The sequence below is a fragment of the Ruegeria sp. K3 genome (genome assembly GCF_056531845.1).
This window is the reverse complement of record NZ_JBQFMM010000004.1, coordinates 1-20,182: the sequence shown is the minus strand read 5'-3', so window position 1 is coordinate 20,182 and position 20,182 is coordinate 1. Positions and strand designations below refer to the sequence as shown.

Genomic DNA, 20,182 nt, shown 5'->3' with positions numbered 1-20,182 from the left:
CCGGTTGTCAAACGGGAGGAATTCATGACGACAATCAAACTGGGCCGTCGCGCCCTAATCGCGGCTGTGACCGCTATTGGTCTGGCTGGACCGACTTTCGCTGAAGAGGTCGTAGATAGCATCCACTTTCTGATCCCCGGTGGCGCAGGAGGCGGCTGGGACGGCACGGCCCGTGGCACCGGTGAGGCGCTGACGAATGCGGGTCTCGTGGGAACTGCATCCTACGAAAACATGTCGGGCGGCGGCGGTGGTAAAGCCATCGGATATCTGATCGAAAACGCCGACAGCAACCACGGCACGCTTATGGTCAACTCGACCCCGATCGTGATCCGCTCTCTGACCGGAGTGTTCCCGCACAATTTCCGCGACCTGACACTGGTCTCGGGCACGATTGGCGATTACGCCGCGATTGTTGTGGGCAAAGACAGCCCCATCAATTCAATGGCGGACCTGCTAGCCGCGTATGACGCCGATCCAAGTACAACGGCCATTGGCGGCGGTTCTGTGCCGGGTGGGATGGACCATCTGGTCGCGGCCATGGTTATGGAAGCGGCAGGCAAGGACGCTTTGGGCGTGAAATACATCCCCTATGATGCAGGTGGCAAAGCGATGGCCGCGCTCCTGTCCGGTGAGATCGCCGCGCTATCGACCGGTTTCTCGGAGGCTGTCGATCTGGCGAATGCGGGTGAGGTGAAGATCATTGGCGTCACCGCAGAAGAGCGAGTGGATGCAGCCCCTGATGCGCAGACCATGAAAGAGCAGGGCATCGACACAACTTTCGTGAACTGGCGTGGGTTCTTTGCTGCTCCTGGTCTGCCCGACGACAAGCTGGTCGCTTATCAAGAAGCCATCGCCAAGATGTATGACACACCTGAGTGGGAAGAGGTCCGCGCCCGTAACGGTTGGGTGAACATCCACAACTCGGGTGCTGATTTCCAATCGTTCCTGGAACAGCAGGAAAAGCAGATCGGCGATCTGATGAAAAAGTTGGGTTTCCTGTAAGGATACCTCGGGCAGAGCGGGCAACCGCTCTGCCTCAACCAACAATAAATCAAAGGAGGGGGAAACATGGCGCTGGATCGCTGGATCGCGCTCGTTTTGCTGGGCATATGCCTGACATATGGCTACACCGCCTGGTTCACGATGGATGGCAGTCTGCCCCCCTTCATGCAGCGCAACCCCATTTGGCCGAGCACCTTTCCCAAGGTGCTGTCGATTTTGGGGATAATTGCCACAACGATTATTTTGCTGGGATTTGAAAAGGCTGAGCCCAAAGAGGCTGATATCGATTATAGGAGGCTGGGCGAATATCATCTGGGCCAGGCGTTGCTGTTGTTGGCTTTGATGGTTGCCTATGCGCTGTGCCTGCGTCCGGTTGGATTTCTGATCTCGACATCCGGGTTCCTGATCCTCGGTTCTTTCATTCTGGGCGAACGCAAATGGCACGTCATGCTGCCGGTTGCCGTAATCGCTACAGGTTCAGTCTGGTACCTCGTGCAAGAGGTTCTTGGCATCTACATGCGACCCTTGCCGGGCGTTTTCGGAGGCTGACATGCTTGAAGGATTGTTGATCGGCCTACAAACGGCATTCTCCATCCAAAACTTGTTGATGGTCATAGCGGGCTGTCTGATTGGTACATTCATCGGCATGCTGCCCGGTCTTGGGCCGATGTCGATCATCGCCATTATGATTCCGGTCGCCATTTCGATGGGCGATCCGTCCGCCGCATTGATCCTGCTTGCCGGTGTCTATTACGGCGCGATCTTTGGTGGCTCGACATCTTCCATTCTTCTGAACGCGCCGGGGGTCGCGGGAACCGTGGCCTCAAGCTTCGACGGCTATCCGATGGCTCGTCAGGGCAAAGCCGGGAAGGCGCTCACAGTTGCCGCTATCGCCAGTTTCGCCGGGGGTACGATAGGCGCGCTGCTGCTGATGGTCTTTGCGCCTGCATTATCCTCGGTCGCACTGCTGTTCCACTCGGCTGAGTACTTTGCCTTGATGGTAGTGGGTCTGTCCGCCATCGCCGCTTTTGCGGGAACCGGGCAGGTGGCCAAGGCAATTGTCATGACCATTCTCGGGCTGATCATGGCCACCGTCGGCGAGGGCGCGCTGTTCAACTTGCCGCGTTTCACGATGGGGATCATGGATCTGCAGTCCGGCTTTGGTTTCATCACGCTTGCAATGGCGATGTTTGCCCTGCCCGAAGCGCTGTTTCTGGTTCTCAAACCCAAGGACCTGCAAGGCGACGAAGGCGAAATCAAGGACCTGCGCATCACAGGATCCGAGGCAAAGGCCATCGCTCCGGTGGTTGGTCGCCAATCTGTGCAGGGTTTCTTTATCGGTGTGCTTCCGGGGGCAGGGGCAACGATTGCCAGTTTCCTTGGCTATGCGGTTGAACGCAATATTGCCCCGAAAGAAGAGCAGGAGGAGTTCGGCAAAGGCTCGATCAAAGGTCTGGCAGCACCCGAGACAGCTAACAATGCTGCCTGTACCGGTTCCTTTGTTCCGTTGCTGACGCTCGGCATTCCAGGTTCCGGAACTACGGCCATTTTGTTGGGCGCCCTGATCGCGCTGAATGTGACACCGGGTCCGCGCCTGATGATCGACGAGCCACAGGTATTCTGGGCTGTCATCATGTCGATGTTCATTGGCAATCTGGTGCTGCTGATCCTGAACCTGCCGTTGATCCCCTATATCGCCAAGGTGCTTGCAGTACCGCGCAACTATCTGATCCCGTTCATTTTGTTCTTCACCCTCATGGGGGCCTATATCGGGCAGAACAATGCCACGGAACTGCTGATATTGGTCGGCTTCGGCGTCTGCGCCACAGCACTGAAATTTGCCGATTACCCTCTGGCACCGCTGCTGATCGGTTTCATCCTTGGCGGCATGATGGAGGATAACTTCGCCCGTTCCATGCAGCTGTATGACGGCATCGCCTTTATCTGGGAACGTCCGATGACGCTGGGCCTGTTGGTGATTGCCCTCCTTCTGGTGCTGTTGCCCAGTTACCGCGCACGTCGCGCCAAGGCGCGAGCGGCAGGCGTGGCCGATGGCGACTGAGCCACTTTCAGGCATCCGGGTTCTTGACCTGACTAATGTCCTGGCCGGGCCGTATTGTTGCTACCAACTGGCCCTGATGGGGGCCGAAGTGATCAAGGTCGAACGCCCCGGCAGCGGAGATCTGGCCCGTGTGCTGGGGGCGGATCCTGATCGGAACAAGGCCGGCATGGGCATCAGCTTTCTGGCGCAGAATGCAGACAAGAAATCCGTGACTTTGGATATGAAGGCTGATCGGGGAAAGGCTCTGCTCAAGCGGCTGGTCAAGACTGCCGATGTGCTGGTCGAGAACTTCCGGCCCGGCGTGATGGACCGGCTTGGGCTGGGGTATCAGGTTCTGCGCGCCGAGAACCCCAGACTGATTTATTGTGCCATCAGCGGGTTTGGTCAGGATGGACCACGCCGGGATGACCCGGCCTATGACCAGATCGTGCAGGGGATCAGCGGTGTCATGTCAATCACAGGTGCGTCGGATACCGCGCCTTACCGGGTCGGCTATCCTCTGGCAGATACCGTCGGCGGGATGACGGCGGCCTTTGCCATAAGCGCGGCCTTGAATGCCAACCCGCGCGGGGCATTCCTTGATGTCGCAATGAACGAGGCGGTGGTTTCGACCATGGGGTGGGTGGTGTCCAACTATCTGGTCGGTGGCGTGACTCCTGCGCCGCATGGGAACGAAAACACAACCTCGGCCCCGTCCGGAACTTTTGCCACATCCGACAACCCTATTAATATCGCCGCCAATCGCGACGAACAATGGCATGCGCTCGCCCAACATCTGGGCCGCGCCGACCTTTTGACGCATCCGGACTACCTAACCCGCGAGGATCGCAAGACCAACCGGCATGAATTGCGTCAAGAGCTGGAACGCACGCTTTCTACCCGTCCATCCAGTGATTGGGTCCAAGAGTTGAATGCGTTGGGTGTACCGGCCGGGCCGGTTATGACGGTGCCGCAGGCTTTGTCCGACGATCAACTCTCAGGTCGCGGGCTGATTGGAACTCTGTCGGCGCACGGAGAGAGGTTACGCCTTGCGGGCAGCCCAGTGGTCATTGATGGCGCACGCCGCATGCCACGATCCGCGCCACCGGATCTTGGGGCCGACAACCTCTCGATTTGGGCCGAGCTTGGACTGTCGGACGCAGAGATCGAAACGTTGCGACATGAGAGGGTGATATGAGCGATGTTGCCGATTGGTGGCGCACCGCCATCATCGATATGGAGCCCGGGCGCATTGAACTGCGTGGCCAGCCGATTCAAGACCTGATCGGCAATCTGGGTTTCGCTGAAATGATTTGGTTGATGGTGCGGGGTGACAGACCGACACCTGCGCAGGCTCGATTGTTCGAGGCCGCTTTGGTCGCCGCCGTGGATCACGGCCCGCAAGCCCCCTCGATCGCGGCTGCACGAATGGCGGTGACCTGCGGGCTGTCTCTTAACAACGCGATGGCGAGTGCTGTTAACATGCTGGGTGACATCCATGGTGGTGCCGGCGAGCAGGCGATGGAGCTTTATCACTTTGTAGACGCCCATGCCGAAGGCCCAGAACAGGCATTGGACGACTGGATCGCCGAACGCGGGAAGATACTGCCGGGTTTCGGGCATCGGTTCCATACACCGACGGACCCGCGCGCACCCCGGCTGATGGCCCTGGTTGCTGATGCAGTCGAACAGGACGCCTGCGAAGGTCGGTTCATGAAAGTCGGGCAAGCCGTGGAAACCGACCTGATGCGCCGGAAAGGCAAGCCGGTGCCGATGAATATCGATGGTGTCACGGCAGTGATCTATGCAGAGCTAGGCTTTGCCCCGCCATTGGCACGAGGCTTATTTTGCCTTTCGCGGTCGGTCGGCATTCTGGCCCATGCCTGGGAGCAGACCCAGCAAGGCGGACGCAACAAAGGCCCTACGCCGCCCCACTATCGCTGGACATATCTAGGCGATGGAAGTTGAGGTATGCCGCCTGTCGTTTCTCATGGCTTCGGATGCCTTTTATCCAGATTCTGAAACACAGCGACATAGTTTGTGGCTAGAGCCTTCGCCTTGCGGCCAACACCGTCCAGAACTGCGTAGTACAGGAGCTGGATAATTTGGGTGAAGTGACGTCGCAGCTGACACAGGTAGGACTGGCGTAGCGAGTTGTCGTTTTCCAGGAAAATGCGCACAAGGCGGACAACGTACTCGCCCTAAGTCAATGATCTAGAGTGAATTGGAGGCGAGTACCGGAATCGAACCGGTGTACACGGATTTGCAATCCGCTGCGTCACCACTCCGCCAACTCGCCTTTTTAAGCAATATCAATAACTTGCCGTGGTGTGAGCGGCGTTCTATCAGCTTTCAGGATGAACGTCCATAGCCTTGAGGGCGATTATTTCTGTCTTGTTTGGAAATTTGACAATACCCCAATGGTACGTTTTTGCCGCGCCCGGAAATGCAATCTGGCCCGTTGCTGCAGGCAGGCGGATGTGGCAAAAGCCAGATAACAGTCTGATAAGGAATGAGCGATCACATGACAGATTTCGCAGCCCGGCGCCTTACGATGGTTGATACTCAGGTCAGGCCCTCGGATGTGACCAAGTTCCCTATCATTGATGCGATGCTGAGCGTTGCGCGCGAAAATTTCGTGCCGGATGCGCAACGTGAGGCAGCCTATGTTGGTGATCTGGTCGAGTTGGGTGATGGACGTTGTCTGCTTGAGCCCAGGACGCTGGCTAAGATGTTGGACGCAGTCAACATTTCCAATGATGAAGTGGTGCTGGATATCGCTCCGGGGCTGGGTTACTCAACCGCAATTGCCGCACGAATGGCAGAGTTGGTTGTGGCCGTGGAATCCGACCCGGCATTGGCGGCTGAAGCTCAGACGCTTCTGATGGAAGCTGACGTAGACAACGCTATTGTTCATGAAGGACCGCTTGAACAAGGCGCGGTTGAGCATGGACCCTACGATGTGATCATGATTCAGGGTGGGGTCGAGCAGCTTTCAGACACTTTGCTGGATCAACTCAAGGATGGGGGCCGGATCATTTGCCTGTTCATGGAGGGTGATCTTGGCACGGTTCGTATGGGTCTCAAGTCCTCAGGCCGTGTCTCGTGGCGATTTGCGTTCAATGCTAGCGCACCGATTTTGCCCGCATTTTGCGCTGAGTGTGCATTTTCGCTATAGTTGGCAATAGAAGTATTTTGATGCCTTGATTACTTGAAAACACCGGCGCAAACTGCGCTGGTGGTTGCGTAATTTCGATTTGAGAGGACTTAGTTATGCGCGGGACGACGACAGGAAAGCTGGTCAAAGGCCTGACTTTGGCTGCTGGTGTTGCATTAAGTGTGATGCCCGGAAGGTCGGTTTGGGCAGATAATCTGACCGATGCATTCATCGGCGCGTATAACACCAGCGGCCTGCTTGAGCAGAACCGTGCCTTGTTACGCGCAGCGGATGAAGATGTCGCCATTGCGCTCTCAGCGCTGCGTCCGATCATCAACTGGACCGTGCGGGTGAGCCGGGATTACACGCGCACCAACACGAGCAGCTTGATCACGACGCGCGAGCCTTCGAGCTTTTTTTCCGGTCTCACGCTGAGCCAGTTGATCTATGACGGTGGCGCTTCCATCCTTGGCAAGCAATCGGCGCAGGAAACTGTGCTATCCACCCGTCAGTCTCTTATTGATATTGAACAACAAATCCTGATCAGAGCCGCGAACGCCTATCTGGGTGTTCTGCTGCAGGAAGAGACGGTTGCGATCCGCCAGAACAACGTGGAAGTGTCGGCGGAAGAACTGCGCGCATCGCAGGATCGCTTTGAAGTAGGTGAGGTTACACGTACAGACGTTGCCCTGTCCGAGGCACAATTGGCCAGCTCTCAGGCTGATTTGGCGGTCGCACGTGGTAACCTGAGCATTGCTCAGGCTGAATACGTAAACGCCGTTGGCAAGACACCTGGGCGGACGGCTGGCCAGCCAAGGCTGCCCAACCTGCCGCGTTCAGAGGCGGATGCGGTGAATTTGGCTCAGCGTAACCACCCTGCGATTCTTTCCGCACAGCATCAGGTGCGTGCGCTGGACCTGATCGTGCAGCAGCAGCGTGCAAATCTGGGTCCGAATGTTAGCCTGAATGCGGATGCGGGCATTACCGAGAGCTACGACAATGACGATTACATCAACGATGCGACGATCTCACTGAACTTCAATCAGCCGATCTATTCTGGTGGCGGTCTGGCAGCAGCGGTGCGTCGTGCGATGGCAACTCGTGATGCGTCGCGTGCCAACCTTCTGAACGTTCAGAAAGACATCACACAAGGTGTTGCCGATCGCTATGCTGCGTTTCAGGCGGCAACTGCAAGCCTGCGGGCGTCAACGGAACGGGTTCGTGCTTCGCAGGTGGCGTTTGACGGTATTCGTGAAGAAGCAACGTTGGGTGCACGGACGACCTTGGACGTCCTGAATGCCCAGCAGGATTTGCTGGACGCGCAATTGGCCGAGGTAGCATCCCGAACCGAGCGGTCGCGGGCTGCATATGAACTGCTGCAAGCCCAGGGGCTGTTGACGGCAGAGCGTTTGGGTCTTGCAGTGCAGATCTATGATCCGACCCTGTATTACAACCTCGTGAAAAAGGCGCCGTCGCAGGTCAGTAAGCAAAGCCGCGATCTGGATCGAGTGCTCAAGGCATTGCGCCGCGACTAAAGGGCATCGCTACCTGTTGTGGCGCTGGCTCAGATTGGCTACAATCGGGCCTAGGTTAGAGCGGTAGAAAATAATGTCAGATCGTGTTGTAAGCGCCAATATTCAGGACGTTCTTTCGTCGGTTAAGCGAATGGTCGACGAGGACGCGCATGACGAATCAGAATTCATCTTTGTTCCGACGGCCCCGGCTGCCAAGCCGGGCCGATTGGTTTTAACGGATGCGCTGCGCGTCAGCAATGAACCGCTGATCGCCAAGAAGGCCGCGCCCTTGAAACTGATGCCCCAGCATAGCGCGGGTGACAGTACCCCAAAGCAGGCCGCAAATGCGCCAAGCAACCCTGCCGAACCGATGCGGCTGCAACCCAGCGATATTGTGCGCGCTGGTGATGTCGACGCCAAGGCAGACGCACCAAAGCGCGACCTAGCGGGAAGCCTCAGCGCCAAGATTGAAGCTTTGGAAGCTGCTATCGCGCGCACCGAGGATCAGTGGGAGCCCGATGGCGAGAGCGATGACGACTACTCTGGCACCAAGACGCAGGCTGTTGAATGGCCGGCAGACAGAGCTTTTGCGCAGTCTCAGGCGGCTGAACCAAAATCCGAAGCCACATTTATTCGCGACCCGGAGGTGGTGGAAGATATGGCACAGAAGCCGACCGATGTGACAATCGGAGAAGAGGAATTGCGCGAACTCGTCGCCCAGATCGTCCGGGAAGAGCTGCAGGGCGCGCTGGGCGAACGGATCACGAAAAACCTGCGCAAGATGGTTCGGCGTGAGATCACGCGGGCGATCGCCGCAGCGGATATTGACTGAGGCTTAACTGGTGCGTGGCGTCTGCGCCATCGCGAGAAGCAGATCCAGATCCATATGCTGTTCCAGATGGTCGGCAAGGTCGTCCAGCACTTGTTCGACGCCGTCTTCGTAAGCTGTTTCCGATGTCACGCCCAGCTCTGCCAGATAGCTGGCGCGAAACGTGTCCGAGGTGAAAATCCCATGCAGATAGCTGCCGCGTATGCGCCCATTGGCGCTGGCGGCACCTTCCGGGCGACCTTCGATCTGCAGCCAGGCCCGAGCGCAATCCGGGCCATCAGTACGGCCCATGTGGATCTCATATCCGCTGACGGGTTCATGACCGGGCAGGGCGGTTGCTGAGCGCAGGATAACCTGCTTTTCTCCGGCCATTGTCGTGCTGACATCCAGCAATCCCAACCCTTCGACCTGACCGGGGCGTCCATCGACGCCATCGGGGTCCGAGATGGTTTTGCCCAGCATCTGATAACCCCCGCACAGGCCCAGAACATGACCCCCGCGGCGGACATGGGCATAAAGGTCGATATCCCAGCCCTGCGCGCGGAAATAGGCCAGATCGCCGATTGTAGACTTGCTGCCCGGCAACAGCACCAGATCGGCATCTCCGGGCAGGGGGCGGCCTGCTGGGATGATCTCGACCGTAACGCCCGGTTCGGCGGAAAGCGGGTCGAGATCGTCGAAATTGGCCATCCGCTCAAGCTGAGGCACAGCGATCTTGCATGCCCCTCCGGTATGAGAGCGGATGTCCATCATATCTTCTGCCGGCAGCTTCCATGCATCATGGAACCAGGGCACCACGCCCATACAGGGCCAGCCGGTCCGGGATGCGATATCGTCGCGCCCTTCATCGAACAGGGAGACATCGCCCTTGAAGCGGTTAATTGCAAAGCCCCGGATCATCGCAAGGTCCCCGGCCTCCAAGACGGCTTGCGTCCCCACGATCTGAGCGATCACGCCACCCCGATGAATGTCGCCCACCAGAACCACCGGAACCTGTGCGGCACAGGCAAATCCCATATTGGCGATGTCACCCTTGCGCAGATTAGTTTCTGCCGGACTACCCGCGCCTTCGATCAACACCAGATCAGCGTCGCTGCAAAGCCTTTCAAAGCTTTCCAGAGCTGCCCCCAGCAGCTTGGACTTGTCCTTGCGATAATCGCCCGCTTTCATCGTGCCTGCGCGCTGGCCCTGAAGAATGATCTGCGCGCCGGTATCGGTTTCGGGTTTGAGCAGGATTGGGTTCATATCCGTATGCGTCGGTCGTTTGGCCGCCCGCGCCTGCAGGGCTTGCGCGCGCCCGATTTCGCCGCCGTTTTCCGTAACAGCGGCATTGTTCGACATGTTCTGCGGCTTGAACGGAGCCACGCGCAACCCGCGTCGCGTATAGGCACGGGCCAACCCGGCCACCAAAACCGATTTGCCGACATTGCTGCCGGTGCCTTGAATCATGATGGACCGCGCCATGGCCTGTCTCCTATGCTCGGGCGCAGATGACCTGATTTAAGGCCAAAGGAAAAGCCCCATATGAATACGCCTGCGCATCTTTTGATCGGTGCTGCTGTTTTTGCCCGCCCGGCCCGGGGCGCGACGCTATGGGCAGCTCTGTTTGGTTCCTTGTTGCCGGATTTGTCGCTATACTTGATGGCCGGCGTTTCGCTGCACATCCTGAACATCCCGGCACAGGTGGTGTTTGATCAGCTTTACTTTTCAGCCGCGTGGCAAACCGTATTCGCCATCGATAACTCGTTCATTTTGTGGGGAGTGGCACTTGCACTCGGGCTGTGGCGCGGCTGGCACCTGCTGACCATTGGCGCATCCGCAGGGATACTTCATTTGGTGATGGATTTCCTATTGCACGCAGGCGATGGCCGACCGCAGTTCTGGCCGATCAGTTCATGGGTCTTTCACAGTCCGATCAGCTATTGGGACAGCACACATCATGCAGCTTGGATCGCGCCGATCTCAGTGACGATTTGCATTGCCGCCTATGTGGTGCTTTGGCAGCGCGGCCTGTCGGTTTCGGCAAAACTGTTCTTTGCGCTGTTACTGACGGCCGAGCTTTGGGTGGCGTGGCAATGGATCATGTATTTTTGATCTGACCAATCAGCCCAAAGAAAAACGCGCCCCGATGTCAGGGCGCGTTTTTTCAATCGGATGCGGGGAACAATCAGGCAGCTTCGGCCTGCTGAGCCGCATTCCGGCGTTCGCTTTCTTCGCGGGACAGGGCGACGGACGTCCGTACGCCGCGACCAACAAATTCCATCAGCCCGCCTACAACCCGCTCATTGGGGTCGATGCCGGCGCACGATAGTACTTCGCGCCCATCGCGCGAACGTGCCCAACGGGCAATTTGTTCCGGTCCGTTGCCATACTTCTTGTCGTCGGCGATGGCATCATCCAGAGCAGCCAGTACAACGGCTGCGAAAAGTTTGCGTGCACGATTGCCTTGTTCGTTGTTAAAGGCAGTGCCGTCAACGAAATCTCTCATCTCGTCTTTCCTGTTTTTCTTGCTCTTGCAATTTTCGGCGTGACGGTCCTTATGACCTATTACATGCGATTCGGATACACCTAAAATGCATAGTTGCGTTGCGTCATTTGCATGGCTCGCTGCAGGTGCAGCACTAGGTTTCGTTGTCTTGTCAGGTGTGGTCACGCCAGATATAGGGACGAGAACTGACGCATCAACCGTTTGTGAAGGATTTAAGTCATGCCCAAGATAAATGGGAACGAAATTCGCCCCGGCAATGTGCTTGAGCATAATGACGGACTGTGGGCGGCGGTCAAAGTGGATCACGTAAAGCCCGGCAAAGGCGGCGCTTTTGCCCAGGTCGAGCTGCGCAACCTGCGCAACGGCTCAAAGCTGAACGAACGGTTCCGTTCGGCCGACAAAGTCGAACGCGTGCGCCTTGAGCAGAAGGATCAGCAGTTCCTGTACGAATCCGATGGCATGCTGGTGTTCATGGATTCCGAGACCTACGAACAGATCGAACTGCCTTCGGATTTGCTGGGTGAGCGCCGCCCGTTTCTGCAGGACGGCATGACCATCGTGGTGGAATTTTACGAAAGCGAGGCGCTGAACGCCACGCTGCCTCAAAAAGTGACCTGCAAGATCGTCGAGACCGAGCCGGTTGTGAAGGGGCAGACTGCGGCGAACTCGTTCAAGCCTGCGGTTCTGGACAATGGCGTCAAGGTCATGGTGCCGCCCTTTGTCGGGCAGGATGAAATGATCGTGGTGAATACCGAGACCATGGAATATTCCGAACGCGCTTAAGCAAGCGACTATTCGGTGCAAAAGGGTCGCTCTGCGGCCCTTTTTTTATGTGCGAATGCGATAGCGCTCGGGGTGATCGCCAAACAGCTCCAGCATAAGTTCGTATTTGATGCGATTGGCGCTGACCTGTCGGTAGAATGCGATCAGGAACGCCGTTGGTCCTTGAATGCGGCCAAGACCGCTTATCGCGGCCACAACGGTGCCGACGTCGGTTTTACCCTGCAGCACCAGCCAGCCGCCCAGCATCAGAATCCCAACAGTCCCTGCGCCATTGATGACACTCAGCAGGAACTTGGCCGAGAGTTTCCAGATGAACATCTTGCGGCGGGTCTCGAATATCTCGTCGAACTGTTTCTCAATCGCTCGCGATGCCGCCTCGATATCCTCGTGCGTCAAGCGGTCGGTCGCGCTGCGCAGGATTCGAACACGCTCGGCCACGAAGATGTTCACTTTTCGCTGAGAGGCCAGCACGATAATGATTTGGGGTGCGATCATGGAAAGCGCGATCAAGCCCAGCCCCGGTTGGGTGGATGAGATATAGCCGATCACGCTGATCAATGTGCCGATTTGCACCACCGGGTCAGAAAACGCACCGCCTGCGAACTTGCCCAGCTCTTCCGCCTCAGCGGATATGGCCGTTGTCATCGTACCCGAACGGAGGTCGTTCCCCTCTTCGCTGATGTCGATTGAACGGACAAGCAAGCGCCCCCGGATCAGACGGATGAGGTCCTCGCCCAGCGTTCCGGCGCGATACCCGAGTATCCATTTCAACACGAGGCTCAGCAGGATGACACCCATCATCCCGGCACCCAGCAAAAGCAGGTGATCCACTTCGATACTGTCAGACGTCAGGTGATTGACGATGTCGCGCTGAAATTCCAACGGCGCAGCCGCCAGCGCAGCCACCGCCAATGACAGCAGAATAAGAATGATCTGCCGTCCGGCGCTGACACGCCATATCGCGGTATAGAGGCGAAACATGCACGTATCCCGTATGGCCAATTGCAGCCAGTGATACCGCGCGGCCCGGCAGCGTCAAATACGCAAACAGTTTCAAAAGAATGGGCGTGCCGGTTCGGCAACAAACTCAACCTGGCAATTTTAGCGTCGCGTCACCTGCCTGCATGTCGTTGCCTGCGCGATCCAATCGAAGATATGCGATCGCCTTACCGCCCGATTGCGTGAACAATACGCCTGCAGGTTTGCCACCCGATTGGATTTCGGCCCCGACCGGCGCGGCACCTGCAATCTCGACAACGCGCAGACCTTTGCGCAACTCGGTCTTGTGCTTCATGCGCGCAGTGACTTCTTGACCGACATAGCAGCCTTTCTTGAAGTCCAAGCCATTCAGCGCTTCGAAACCGGACTCAAGGATATAGCTGTCTGGCGTCAGCTCGATGCCGGTTTCGGGGATGCAATGACGGACGCGGATCGCATCCCAGTCCGTTCCGTCATCACTTTCCGGCGCGGCGGAATAGGCGCGCCATCCCAGATCGGGGTGCCGGGGGTCGGGCAGGGCGCCCTCGGGTGCGGGGCCGGTGCCGCGTTGCAGGTTCAGGTCGGTCTGGTCGATGGCCAAATCTGCACGCAGCTTGTACATCGTCAGTCGTTTGGCCAGCCCGTCGGCCAGCGTTTCGGCCACATCCAGCAGAACCGACTCATCGTCTCGTTTGAGAAAGAAATCGGCCAGATATTTGCCCTGCGGGGTCAGAAGGGCGGCATAGACCAGCCCGTCATCCAGCCGCCGCACATCATTTGTGATCAGCCCCTGCAGAAAGCTGTCGGTATCCTTGCCGGACAGTCGCAGAATGCGGCGATTGGACATGGGTTGATCCTCGTCAATTCGTCTGGCCTCGTGATATAGGAGATCGCGCCGCCATGACCAGAGGGTTTCAGACATGTCCGCCCCGATCAGTATCGTGATTCCGACCCTGAACGCGGCGCAAAACTTGCCGGGTACGCTGCAGGCGTTGATGGAAGGGCTTCATTCAGGCCTGATCCGAGAGTTGATCGTAAGCGATGGTGGCTCGGAAGACCCGACGCTTGAGATAGCTGATGAAGCAGGCGCGCGGATCGTTACGGGCCCGGCGTCGCGCGGCGGGCAGTTGCAGCGTGGATGTACCGAGGCATTGGGCGCTTGGCTATTGATCCTGCATGCCGACACGGAGCTGCAACAAGGTTGGAGCGCTGTGGTGGCAGAACATCTGAGTTCGGACCGACCCGCAGCCTTCCGATTACGATTTCGCGCCAGCGGGTTTGCTGCCCGCTGGGTTGCCAGTTGGGCCAACCTGCGTAGCCGTGTGTTCGGATTGCCCTATGGGGATCAAGGGCTGTTGGTGCGTCGCAAGGACTACAACGCCGTGGGGGGCTTTCAAGATCAGCCACTGATGGAGGACGTCGCCTTGATCCGCGCGTTGCAACGTCCGGTTCTATTGAAGGCGGACGCGGTTACGAGTGCGGAACGCTATATCCGTCAGGGTTGGTTTCGGCGGGGCGCGCGGAACCTTTGGACTCTGGCGCGGTACTTTCTGGGGGCTGATCCGCATCTTCTGGCGCAGTCGTATCGGCGTTGAAGGCGGTGCGTAGCTCAACGATGGATTTGCCCAGACGGAACGGTGCCGCAAAGCTAACCAGACACAGAGCAATGATCTGCAGCACCAGAATATGCGCGTTCGCCTGTAGATATTCCCATTCATCCTTGAGCTTGCCGACCTGTTCGATCAGATCGTCATAGCTTTGGGCCAGGATCAGATAATCTCCGGCAATCGCAGGCACCTTGCGCCGCATGTTGTCGATAGCGGTTTGTGTATCGTCGTCCAGAGATGTGAAGACGAGGAATTGATCGATGCTGAAGGCATCCGCTTTCGCGGCCATTTCGCGGGCCTCATCCATGTCATCTTTGGACGTGCGGCCGAACAGAAAATGTAACCCCTGTAGCGGGGCCACTTCGTTCGTGACCGCGATAAACAACGGTAAATCGGCGTTGCTGGCGGTCGAGGCGGACAGGAACTCTACCTTTTCGCACAATACAGCCGTATCCGGGTCATACGCGGGGTCACAAAACCGCAGCCGAAACCGCGCGGCATCACGGTCGAATGCAAGCGTGGCGGCATAGGCAACGTCGATCTGCCGGTCCAGCCGCGAACTGTCCGAGGTGTAAAGCCCGGCCAACACGGCGACCAGCGCACCGATCCCACCCAATACGACCCAGACCAGATCCGCCAGTTTCCACGCCCGATGCCCTGCAGGTTTGCGGAACAGAAATCCTGTGCCAAACAGGCCGATCATAAAGGCCAGTATCAGCAGAGGTAATTGGTTTTCAGCGATGAATGTCATAGGCTGGAGTGTACGGTCTGCGCAGCGTCTGACAACAGGGCTCACGCGCAGTTGTACCTTATGAAACGTCGCTACCTGACGTCAGGACCCCGAGCTTTGGCCGAACTTGCGAAACAGCTTCGTCCGGTCAAAGGCCTGCTCTAACTCGTCCGTGCGCTGCTTGACACTGTCCCAGAGACGTTCCTGCATTTCGGCAATGGCGCATTCCAATAGCACCATTAGCGAAGTCATGGAATCCCATGCCGAAGGCACTGCGATCCTTACCGCAAAGGTGTGTTTCGCCAGCCGGTGGATGGGGGATCGCCATTGATCCGTCAGCAGGACAACCTCGGCCCCGCGTTCATGGCAAAGCTGCCCGATCAACAAAGTAGTGTTCTCATAACGCCGCACATCCAAGGCCACCAGCACGTCGCCTTCGCGCACTTCGAGCAGATCGTGAGTCCACGACGCTGCATCTGACAGCAGCTTCACATCAGGACGGATCATCTGCAGGTGGAGGTAGAGATATTGCGCCAGGGTCCCGGTTATGCGTCCGCCGGTGATGAAAACACGCCGTTTGGGATCGCAAAGCATACGGCAGAAACTGTCAAACTCATCCGGGTCGACCTCATCAATCGAACGCCGCTGGTTCTCAAGCGCTTGGCGGGAGTAGCGGTTGAGAATGTGTTCTTCAGGTAAGTCATTCTGCCAGACATCCCGTTTGGCGACGGGCCCCGAGATCATCTCTTTCACTTCGCTACGTATCGCGGACTGAAACTGCGGATAGCCATCAAAGCCGGTTTTCTGAAGCATCCGCGCAACCGTGGCGGTGGAAACCGAGGCGATACTGGCCAGCTCGGTAATGCTGCCAAGCCCTGCCATGGGGTAATCATCCAGCAGCACGTTGACCAACTGCCGCTCGGTCGGTGTCATCATTTCGCGATGCGCAAGGAGCCTTTCTGTCACTCGCACGGAATACTCCTTTCCCTTTCTACCCATGTTTATGTGGAAAATTTGACAATGCAATCTGACTTGGGGAATTTTATACAGGAAATTTATTGACAGGTTAAGAACCTCTGTGGAATTTTTTCCAAATGGAATCACGTAGCGCCACTCTCACCTCTGCTCAGCCTGATTTCGGTCCCGTCGTTCACATCGACGACGCGCCGGAAGAGCCTTCGGTTGTGGTGGTGTGCGAACACGCCTCGCATCGTATCCCGGACGGACTGGGGGACATGGGGCTAAGTGTCGAGGCACTGCGCAGCCATATCGCGTGGGACCCGGGCGCGCTGCCGGTTGCACAGGCACTGGCGCAGCAGTTGAACGGCGTGCTGGTGCATGGCGGGGTGTCGAGGCTGGTTTATGACTGCAACCGCCCTCCTGAAGCCCCCGATGCTATGCCGGAATGCAGTGAAGACACACCGATCCCGGCGAACCTTGAACTGAGCGCCAATGCGCGTCAGCAGCGGATTGAAGGCGTATATGTGCCGTTTTGCCAAGGGCTAGAGGATGTTCTGATCCGTCATCACCGCACGCTAAAACTCATGGTGACGGTTCATAGTTTCACGCCGATATACCGCGGAACACCGCGCGATGTTGAGCTTGGTTTGCTGCATGGCCAGGACGCCCGCTTTGCCAAGGCGATGTTGGCCAGCGCCGCGCACGAGCTGCCCCTGGTTACTCGATTGAACGAACCCTATTCGGCGGCAGACGGGGTGGCGCACACTTTGGATCTTCACGCAGCGCCCAACCGATTGTTGAACGTCATGATCGAGATCCGGAATGATCTGATTCAGACGGCCGAGCAGCAGCGGGTCATGGCCGATTGTCTGGCCCCGTGGATCAATCGTACCATTGCTCCGTTCTGTAGCGGGGTGGGCGAATGATCAAGGCAATGTCAGCATATGTGCGTGTAGTCGATGCGGTGAACTACCGGATCGGGCGGGTCATGATGTGGGGCCTGTTCGTGATGATGGGCATCCTGCTGTGGTCCTCGATCTCGAAGACCTTCTTTCTGCCTTCGCTCTGGACGCTAGAAATGGCGCAGTTTGCGATGGTGACTTATTACATCATGGGGGGGCCGTATTCGATCCAACTGGGTTCGAACGTGCGAATGGATCTGTTTTATCATAATTGGAGCCATCGCCGGAAAGCCTGGTTCGATGCCTTCACGGTACTGCTGCTGATCCTTTATCTGGGTGTACTGTTCTACGGTGGGCTTGGATCCACGGCGTACAGCCTGGGCTATTGGGGTGATGAGCCTGTCGCCTATTTCACAGGCCTTCTGACCGGCAGCGAAGAGGTCGGACGGCTAGAACGATCCTCCACCGCGTGGCGGCCATACATCTGGCCGGTCAAGGCGATCATGGTCTTCGGCTTCTTCCTGATGCTGCTGCAGGCGATATCAGAATTTTTCAAAGACATTGCGCGGATCAACGGGCAAGAGATCGGGGCAGCGCGGGCATGAGCCAGGAATTTATCGCAATCTTCATGTTCGCTTCGATGATGCTGATGCTGTTCACAGGGCAGCGCGTCTTTGGTGCCATTGGTGCCGTCGCAGCCATTGCGGCACTGGCGCTCTGGGGGACAGGCGGGCAGGACATTCCGTTTTCGGCGGCGATGAAGCTGATGAAATGGTACCCGCTGCTGACCCTGCCGATGTTCATCTTCATGGGCTATGTCCTGAGCGAAAGTCGTCTGGCCGATGACCTCTATCGCATGTTCCACGTCTGGATGGGGCCGGTGAACGGTGGGCTTGCCATCGGCACCATCGGCCTGATGGTGCTGGTCTCGGCCATGAACGGGCTTAGCGTGGCCGGTATGGCCATCGGGGCGACGATTGCGCTGCCTGAACTGCTGCGGCGCGGATACGACAAGACCATGGTGACGGGGGTCATTCAGGCCGGGTCGAGCTTGGGAATTCTTGTGCCGCCCTCGGTAGTTCTGGTGCTTTATGCCATGATCGCGCGGCAACCCGTCGGTCAACTTTGGCTGGCAGGCATTGTGCCGGGGCTGCTGATGGCGTCTTTGTTCATCCTCTACATCTGGATTCGTTGCCGGCTTCAACCGCATCTGGGACCAGCGATGGAAGACGCGCACGAGGTCCCGAGGTCCGAGAAACTCCGTCTGCTCTGGGCCGGGGCACTGCCATTGATGATTTTCGCTGCGATGATGCTGCCGTTCGTGAACGGTTGGACCTCATTGGTAGAAAGTTCGGCCATCGGAGCGTTGGCGGCGCTTGTGGCGTCAGTCCTCAAACGTCGGATGACGTGGAAGATTTTCGAGGACTGTACCAAGCAAACCTTGGCCATCTCGTGCATGTTCATGTGGATCATCCTTGCGGCGCTAGGCTTCGGCGCGGTGTTTGACGGGCTGGGCGCGGTCAAGGCCATCGAGAACCTGTTCACCGAGCAGTTGGGGCTGTCACCGTGGCTGATCCTGATCCTGATGCAGCTCAGCTTTATCATCATGGGCACGTTCCTGGACGACACCGCAATGCTCGTCATCGTGGCGCCGCTCTATGTGCCGCTCGTGGGGGCGCTTGGCTTCGATCTGATCTGGTACGGTGTACTTTACACCATCACCACCCAGATCGCGTATATGACGCCGCCATTCGGCTACAACCTGTTCCTGATGCGCGCAATGGCTCCGCCAGAAATCAGCCTGCGGGACATTTACCGCTCAATCGTGCCCTTTGTCGGGGTGATGATCCTGGCGCTCGCAATAATCATGATATTTCCCGAGATCGCCTTGTGGCTGCCCGGGTATGTTTACGGAAATTAACCAGAAGGCCCGACACACGGGCACCCAAACTTAAACGGAGAGGAAATTGACATGACGACAAGACGTAAGTTTCTGAAAACTGCGGGGATAGGGGTTGCGGCGGCACCTTTGGCAACGCCTGCACTGGCGCAAAGCACGATCACATGGCGGATGCAGACATATGCCGGTCCTGCACTGGCCGAGCATGTGATCGACCCGGCTATCAAGATGTTCAACCAGATCGCCGGTGACCGTATGCAGATCGAGCTGTTCTACGCCGATCAACTGGTCCCGACCGGAGAGCTGTTCCGCGCTATGCAGAAGGGAACCATCGACGCGGTTCAATCGGATGATGACTCGATGGCTTCGCCCACCGAAGTCACTGTTTTCGGCGGCTACTTCCCGTTCGCTTCGCGCTATTCGCTGGACGTACCGGTGCTGTTCAACCAGTGGGGCTTGAACGAAATCTGGGACGAAGAGTATTCGAAGGTTGGCGTTAAACACATCAGCGCCGGCGCGTGGGACCCGTGTCACTTTGCGACCAAGGATCCGATCAATTCGCTGGAGGATATGAAGGGCAAACGCATCTTCACCTTCCCGACAGCAGGCCGGTTCCTCAGCCAGTTTGGCGTGGTACCCGTCACACTGCCGTGGGAAGACATCGAAGTTGCAGTTCAAACCGGCGAGTTGGACGGTATTGCCTGGTCGGGCATCACCGAAGACTACACCGTGGGTTGGGCGGATGTGACTAACTACTTCCTAACCAACAATATTTCGGGGGCCTGGGCCGGCCACTTCTTTGCCAATATGGATCGCTGGAATGAGCTGCCGGAAGATCTGCAAACTCTGTTCAAGGTCTGCTGTGACCAGTCGCACTACTACCGCCAGTGGTGGTATTGGGGCGGCGAGGCCAACCTACGGGTTAACGGTACCAAGATGCAATTGACGACCATCCCGGATGAAGAGTGGGCGACGGTTGAAGAAGCTGCTGTTAAGTTCTGGGACGAAATTGCTGCGGAATCCGATACCAAGGCAAAGGTCGTGGATATCTTCAAGCGCTACAACGCCGAAATGCTCAAGGCCGGGCGGCCCTATCGTTACGGATAAAATACTGGACCGGCCCGTTCTTTCGCGGGCCGGTCGTTACAGGGACAAAGAATTTTCGTCGAAAATTCTCGCATATCACAGAGGTATTGTATGCTGACATTCGAGCATCTTAAGGCGCAGATTTCTGCCGGGGAAATCGACACCGTATTGGTATGCATGGTCGATATGCAGGGCCGTTTGATGG

The 20,182-nt window shown here is 57.5% G+C and carries 20 protein-coding genes and 1 tRNA gene; 15 read left to right on the top strand and 6 right to left on the bottom strand.

Going from position 1 to position 20,182, the window contains the following annotated elements; genetic code table 11:
- The first annotated feature begins 24 nt into the window (after positions 1 to 24).
- The 5 genes from ACR0MP_RS08650 (at position 25) to ACR0MP_RS08630 (ending at position 5,011) form a co-directional block, all read left to right on the top strand.
- The gene (locus tag ACR0MP_RS08650; protein WP_170401219.1) at positions 25 to 1,002 is read left to right on the top strand and encodes a tripartite tricarboxylate transporter substrate-binding protein; all 978 of its coding nucleotides are present in this window, start codon (positions 25 to 27) and stop codon (positions 1,000 to 1,002) included.
- Positions 1,003 to 1,068: 66 nt separating this feature from the next.
- Positions 1,069 to 1,551 (top strand): tripartite tricarboxylate transporter TctB family protein, encoded by a 483-nt coding sequence (locus tag ACR0MP_RS08645; protein ID WP_170401217.1) that lies wholly within the window; start codon positions 1,069 to 1,071, stop codon positions 1,549 to 1,551.
- A gap of 1 nt (position 1,552) precedes the next feature.
- Positions 1,553 to 3,064, top strand: a complete 1,512-nt coding sequence (locus ACR0MP_RS08640) for a tripartite tricarboxylate transporter permease (protein WP_170391820.1) — start codon at positions 1,553 to 1,555, stop codon at positions 3,062 to 3,064.
- The gene (locus ACR0MP_RS08635) at positions 3,054 to 4,241 is read left to right on the top strand and encodes a CoA transferase (protein WP_170401215.1); all 1,188 of its coding nucleotides are present in this window, start codon (positions 3,054 to 3,056) and stop codon (positions 4,239 to 4,241) included. The genes ACR0MP_RS08640 and ACR0MP_RS08635 overlap by 11 nt, the downstream gene beginning before the upstream one ends.
- Positions 4,238 to 5,011 (top strand): citryl-CoA lyase, encoded by a 774-nt coding sequence (locus tag ACR0MP_RS08630; protein WP_170609333.1) that lies wholly within the window; start codon positions 4,238 to 4,240, stop codon positions 5,009 to 5,011. The genes ACR0MP_RS08635 and ACR0MP_RS08630 overlap by 4 nt, the downstream gene beginning before the upstream one ends.
- 257 nt (positions 5,012 to 5,268) lie before the next feature.
- On the opposite strand, the gene ACR0MP_RS08625 is transcribed toward ACR0MP_RS08630, so the two are convergent.
- Positions 5,269 to 5,342 (bottom strand) — tRNA-Cys (locus ACR0MP_RS08625).
- A gap of 225 nt (positions 5,343 to 5,567) precedes the next feature.
- Here ACR0MP_RS08625 and ACR0MP_RS08620 point away from each other — a divergent pair.
- The 3 genes from ACR0MP_RS08620 (at position 5,568) to ACR0MP_RS08610 (ending at position 8,546) form a co-directional block, all read left to right on the top strand.
- Positions 5,568 to 6,221 (top strand): protein-L-isoaspartate O-methyltransferase family protein, encoded by a 654-nt coding sequence (locus ACR0MP_RS08620; protein WP_170401191.1) that lies wholly within the window; start codon positions 5,568 to 5,570, stop codon positions 6,219 to 6,221.
- Positions 6,222 to 6,316: 95 nt separating this feature from the next.
- The gene (locus ACR0MP_RS08615) at positions 6,317 to 7,735 is read left to right on the top strand and encodes a TolC family outer membrane protein (RefSeq protein ID WP_170391809.1); all 1,419 of its coding nucleotides are present in this window, start codon (positions 6,317 to 6,319) and stop codon (positions 7,733 to 7,735) included.
- Positions 7,736 to 7,808: 73 nt separating this feature from the next.
- Positions 7,809 to 8,546, top strand: coding sequence for a hypothetical protein (locus tag ACR0MP_RS08610; RefSeq protein WP_170401189.1), 738 nt, complete (start codon positions 7,809 to 7,811; stop codon positions 8,544 to 8,546).
- A 3-nt stretch (positions 8,547 to 8,549) separates the two neighbouring features.
- On the opposite strand, the gene ACR0MP_RS08605 is transcribed toward ACR0MP_RS08610, so the two are convergent.
- Complete coding sequence (locus ACR0MP_RS08605; protein ID WP_170401187.1) at positions 8,550 to 10,007, bottom strand: cobyric acid synthase; 1,458 nt, start codon at positions 10,005 to 10,007, stop codon at positions 8,550 to 8,552.
- A 60-nt stretch (positions 10,008 to 10,067) separates the two neighbouring features.
- Between ACR0MP_RS08605 and ACR0MP_RS08600 the strand changes: the two genes are divergently transcribed.
- The gene (locus tag ACR0MP_RS08600; protein ID WP_170401185.1) at positions 10,068 to 10,637 is read left to right on the top strand and encodes a cobalamin biosynthesis protein CobQ; all 570 of its coding nucleotides are present in this window, start codon (positions 10,068 to 10,070) and stop codon (positions 10,635 to 10,637) included.
- A gap of 73 nt (positions 10,638 to 10,710) precedes the next feature.
- Here ACR0MP_RS08600 and ACR0MP_RS08595 read toward each other — a convergent pair whose 3' ends face one another.
- Positions 10,711 to 11,031 (bottom strand): DUF6280 family protein, encoded by a 321-nt coding sequence (locus ACR0MP_RS08595; RefSeq protein WP_008757056.1) that lies wholly within the window; start codon positions 11,029 to 11,031, stop codon positions 10,711 to 10,713.
- 219 nt (positions 11,032 to 11,250) lie between these two features.
- Here ACR0MP_RS08595 and efp point away from each other — a divergent pair, with 219 nt between their 5' ends.
- Positions 11,251 to 11,814, top strand: a complete 564-nt coding sequence (efp, locus tag ACR0MP_RS08590) for an elongation factor P (protein WP_170591483.1) — start codon at positions 11,251 to 11,253, stop codon at positions 11,812 to 11,814.
- A 45-nt stretch (positions 11,815 to 11,859) separates the two neighbouring features.
- On the opposite strand, the gene ACR0MP_RS08585 is transcribed toward efp, so the two are convergent.
- Positions 11,860 to 12,795: an ABC transporter transmembrane domain-containing protein gene (locus ACR0MP_RS08585; RefSeq protein ID WP_480886374.1), complete on the bottom strand. Its 936-nt coding sequence runs from the start codon at positions 12,793 to 12,795 to the stop codon at positions 11,860 to 11,862.
- A gap of 106 nt (positions 12,796 to 12,901) precedes the next feature.
- Positions 12,902 to 13,639 (bottom strand): CAF17-like 4Fe-4S cluster assembly/insertion protein YgfZ, encoded by a 738-nt coding sequence (gene ygfZ / locus ACR0MP_RS08580; protein ID WP_480886519.1) that lies wholly within the window; start codon positions 13,637 to 13,639, stop codon positions 12,902 to 12,904.
- A gap of 73 nt (positions 13,640 to 13,712) precedes the next feature.
- Between ygfZ and ACR0MP_RS08575 the strand changes: the two genes are divergently transcribed.
- On the top strand, positions 13,713 to 14,387 hold the full coding sequence (locus ACR0MP_RS08575; protein ID WP_480886373.1) for a TIGR04283 family arsenosugar biosynthesis glycosyltransferase: 675 nt from the start codon (positions 13,713 to 13,715) through the stop codon (positions 14,385 to 14,387).
- A gap of 844 nt (positions 14,388 to 15,231) precedes the next feature.
- Here the strand turns inward: ACR0MP_RS08575 and ACR0MP_RS08570 are convergent.
- Positions 15,232 to 16,095, bottom strand: coding sequence for a MurR/RpiR family transcriptional regulator (locus ACR0MP_RS08570; RefSeq protein ID WP_255611699.1), 864 nt, complete (start codon positions 16,093 to 16,095; stop codon positions 15,232 to 15,234).
- 128 nt (positions 16,096 to 16,223) lie between these two features.
- Here ACR0MP_RS08570 and ACR0MP_RS08565 point away from each other — a divergent pair, with 128 nt between their 5' ends.
- From ACR0MP_RS08565 to ACR0MP_RS08550, 4 genes are read left to right on the top strand one after another with little or no spacing between them, the layout of a single operon-like run.
- Positions 16,224 to 17,015, top strand: coding sequence for an N-formylglutamate amidohydrolase (locus ACR0MP_RS08565; protein WP_170401177.1), 792 nt, complete (start codon positions 16,224 to 16,226; stop codon positions 17,013 to 17,015).
- Positions 17,012 to 17,596, top strand: coding sequence for a TRAP transporter small permease subunit (locus ACR0MP_RS08560; protein WP_170420973.1), 585 nt, complete (start codon positions 17,012 to 17,014; stop codon positions 17,594 to 17,596). Before ACR0MP_RS08565 ends, ACR0MP_RS08560 begins: the two co-directional genes overlap by 4 nt.
- Positions 17,593 to 18,912, top strand: coding sequence for a TRAP transporter large permease (locus ACR0MP_RS08555; RefSeq protein WP_170391787.1), 1,320 nt, complete (start codon positions 17,593 to 17,595; stop codon positions 18,910 to 18,912). Before ACR0MP_RS08560 ends, ACR0MP_RS08555 begins: the two co-directional genes overlap by 4 nt.
- A gap of 51 nt (positions 18,913 to 18,963) precedes the next feature.
- Positions 18,964 to 19,998: a TRAP transporter substrate-binding protein gene (locus tag ACR0MP_RS08550; RefSeq protein WP_170401173.1), complete on the top strand. Its 1,035-nt coding sequence runs from the start codon at positions 18,964 to 18,966 to the stop codon at positions 19,996 to 19,998.
- Positions 19,999 to 20,182: the final 184 nt, after the last annotated feature.

What these genes read in the sequence shown, in the direction of transcription:
- ACR0MP_RS08650 (WP_170401219.1), top strand. Translation starts at nt 25, where the DNA reads ATGACGACAATCAAACTGGGCCGTCGCGCCCTAATCGCGGCTGTGACC.
- ACR0MP_RS08645 (WP_170401217.1), top strand. Translation starts at nt 1,069, where the DNA reads ATGGCGCTGGATCGCTGGATCGCGCTCGTTTTGCTGGGCATATGCCTG.
- ACR0MP_RS08640 (WP_170391820.1), top strand. Translation starts at nt 1,553, where the DNA reads ATGCTTGAAGGATTGTTGATCGGCCTACAAACGGCATTCTCCATCCAA.
- ACR0MP_RS08635 (WP_170401215.1), top strand. Translation starts at nt 3,054, where the DNA reads ATGGCGACTGAGCCACTTTCAGGCATCCGGGTTCTTGACCTGACTAAT.
- ACR0MP_RS08630 (WP_170609333.1), top strand. Translation starts at nt 4,238, where the DNA reads ATGAGCGATGTTGCCGATTGGTGGCGCACCGCCATCATCGATATGGAG.
- ACR0MP_RS08620 (WP_170401191.1), top strand. Translation starts at nt 5,568, where the DNA reads ATGACAGATTTCGCAGCCCGGCGCCTTACGATGGTTGATACTCAGGTC.
- ACR0MP_RS08615 (WP_170391809.1), top strand. Translation starts at nt 6,317, where the DNA reads ATGCGCGGGACGACGACAGGAAAGCTGGTCAAAGGCCTGACTTTGGCT.
- ACR0MP_RS08610 (WP_170401189.1), top strand. Translation starts at nt 7,809, where the DNA reads ATGTCAGATCGTGTTGTAAGCGCCAATATTCAGGACGTTCTTTCGTCG.
- ACR0MP_RS08605 (WP_170401187.1), bottom strand. Translation starts at nt 10,007, where the DNA reads ATGGCGCGGTCCATCATGATTCAAGGCACCGGCAGCAATGTCGGCAAA.
- ACR0MP_RS08600 (WP_170401185.1), top strand. Translation starts at nt 10,068, where the DNA reads ATGAATACGCCTGCGCATCTTTTGATCGGTGCTGCTGTTTTTGCCCGC.
- ACR0MP_RS08595 (WP_008757056.1), bottom strand. Translation starts at nt 11,031, where the DNA reads ATGAGAGATTTCGTTGACGGCACTGCCTTTAACAACGAACAAGGCAAT.
- efp (WP_170591483.1), top strand. Translation starts at nt 11,251, where the DNA reads ATGCCCAAGATAAATGGGAACGAAATTCGCCCCGGCAATGTGCTTGAG.
- ACR0MP_RS08585 (WP_480886374.1), bottom strand. Translation starts at nt 12,795, where the DNA reads ATGTTTCGCCTCTATACCGCGATATGGCGTGTCAGCGCCGGACGGCAG.
- ygfZ (WP_480886519.1), bottom strand. Translation starts at nt 13,639, where the DNA reads ATGTCCAATCGCCGCATTCTGCGACTGTCCGGCAAGGATACCGACAGC.
- ACR0MP_RS08575 (WP_480886373.1), top strand. Translation starts at nt 13,713, where the DNA reads ATGTCCGCCCCGATCAGTATCGTGATTCCGACCCTGAACGCGGCGCAA.
- ACR0MP_RS08565 (WP_170401177.1), top strand. Translation starts at nt 16,224, where the DNA reads ATGGAATCACGTAGCGCCACTCTCACCTCTGCTCAGCCTGATTTCGGT.
- ACR0MP_RS08560 (WP_170420973.1), top strand. Translation starts at nt 17,012, where the DNA reads ATGATCAAGGCAATGTCAGCATATGTGCGTGTAGTCGATGCGGTGAAC.
- ACR0MP_RS08555 (WP_170391787.1), top strand. Translation starts at nt 17,593, where the DNA reads ATGAGCCAGGAATTTATCGCAATCTTCATGTTCGCTTCGATGATGCTG.
- ACR0MP_RS08550 (WP_170401173.1), top strand. Translation starts at nt 18,964, where the DNA reads ATGACGACAAGACGTAAGTTTCTGAAAACTGCGGGGATAGGGGTTGCG.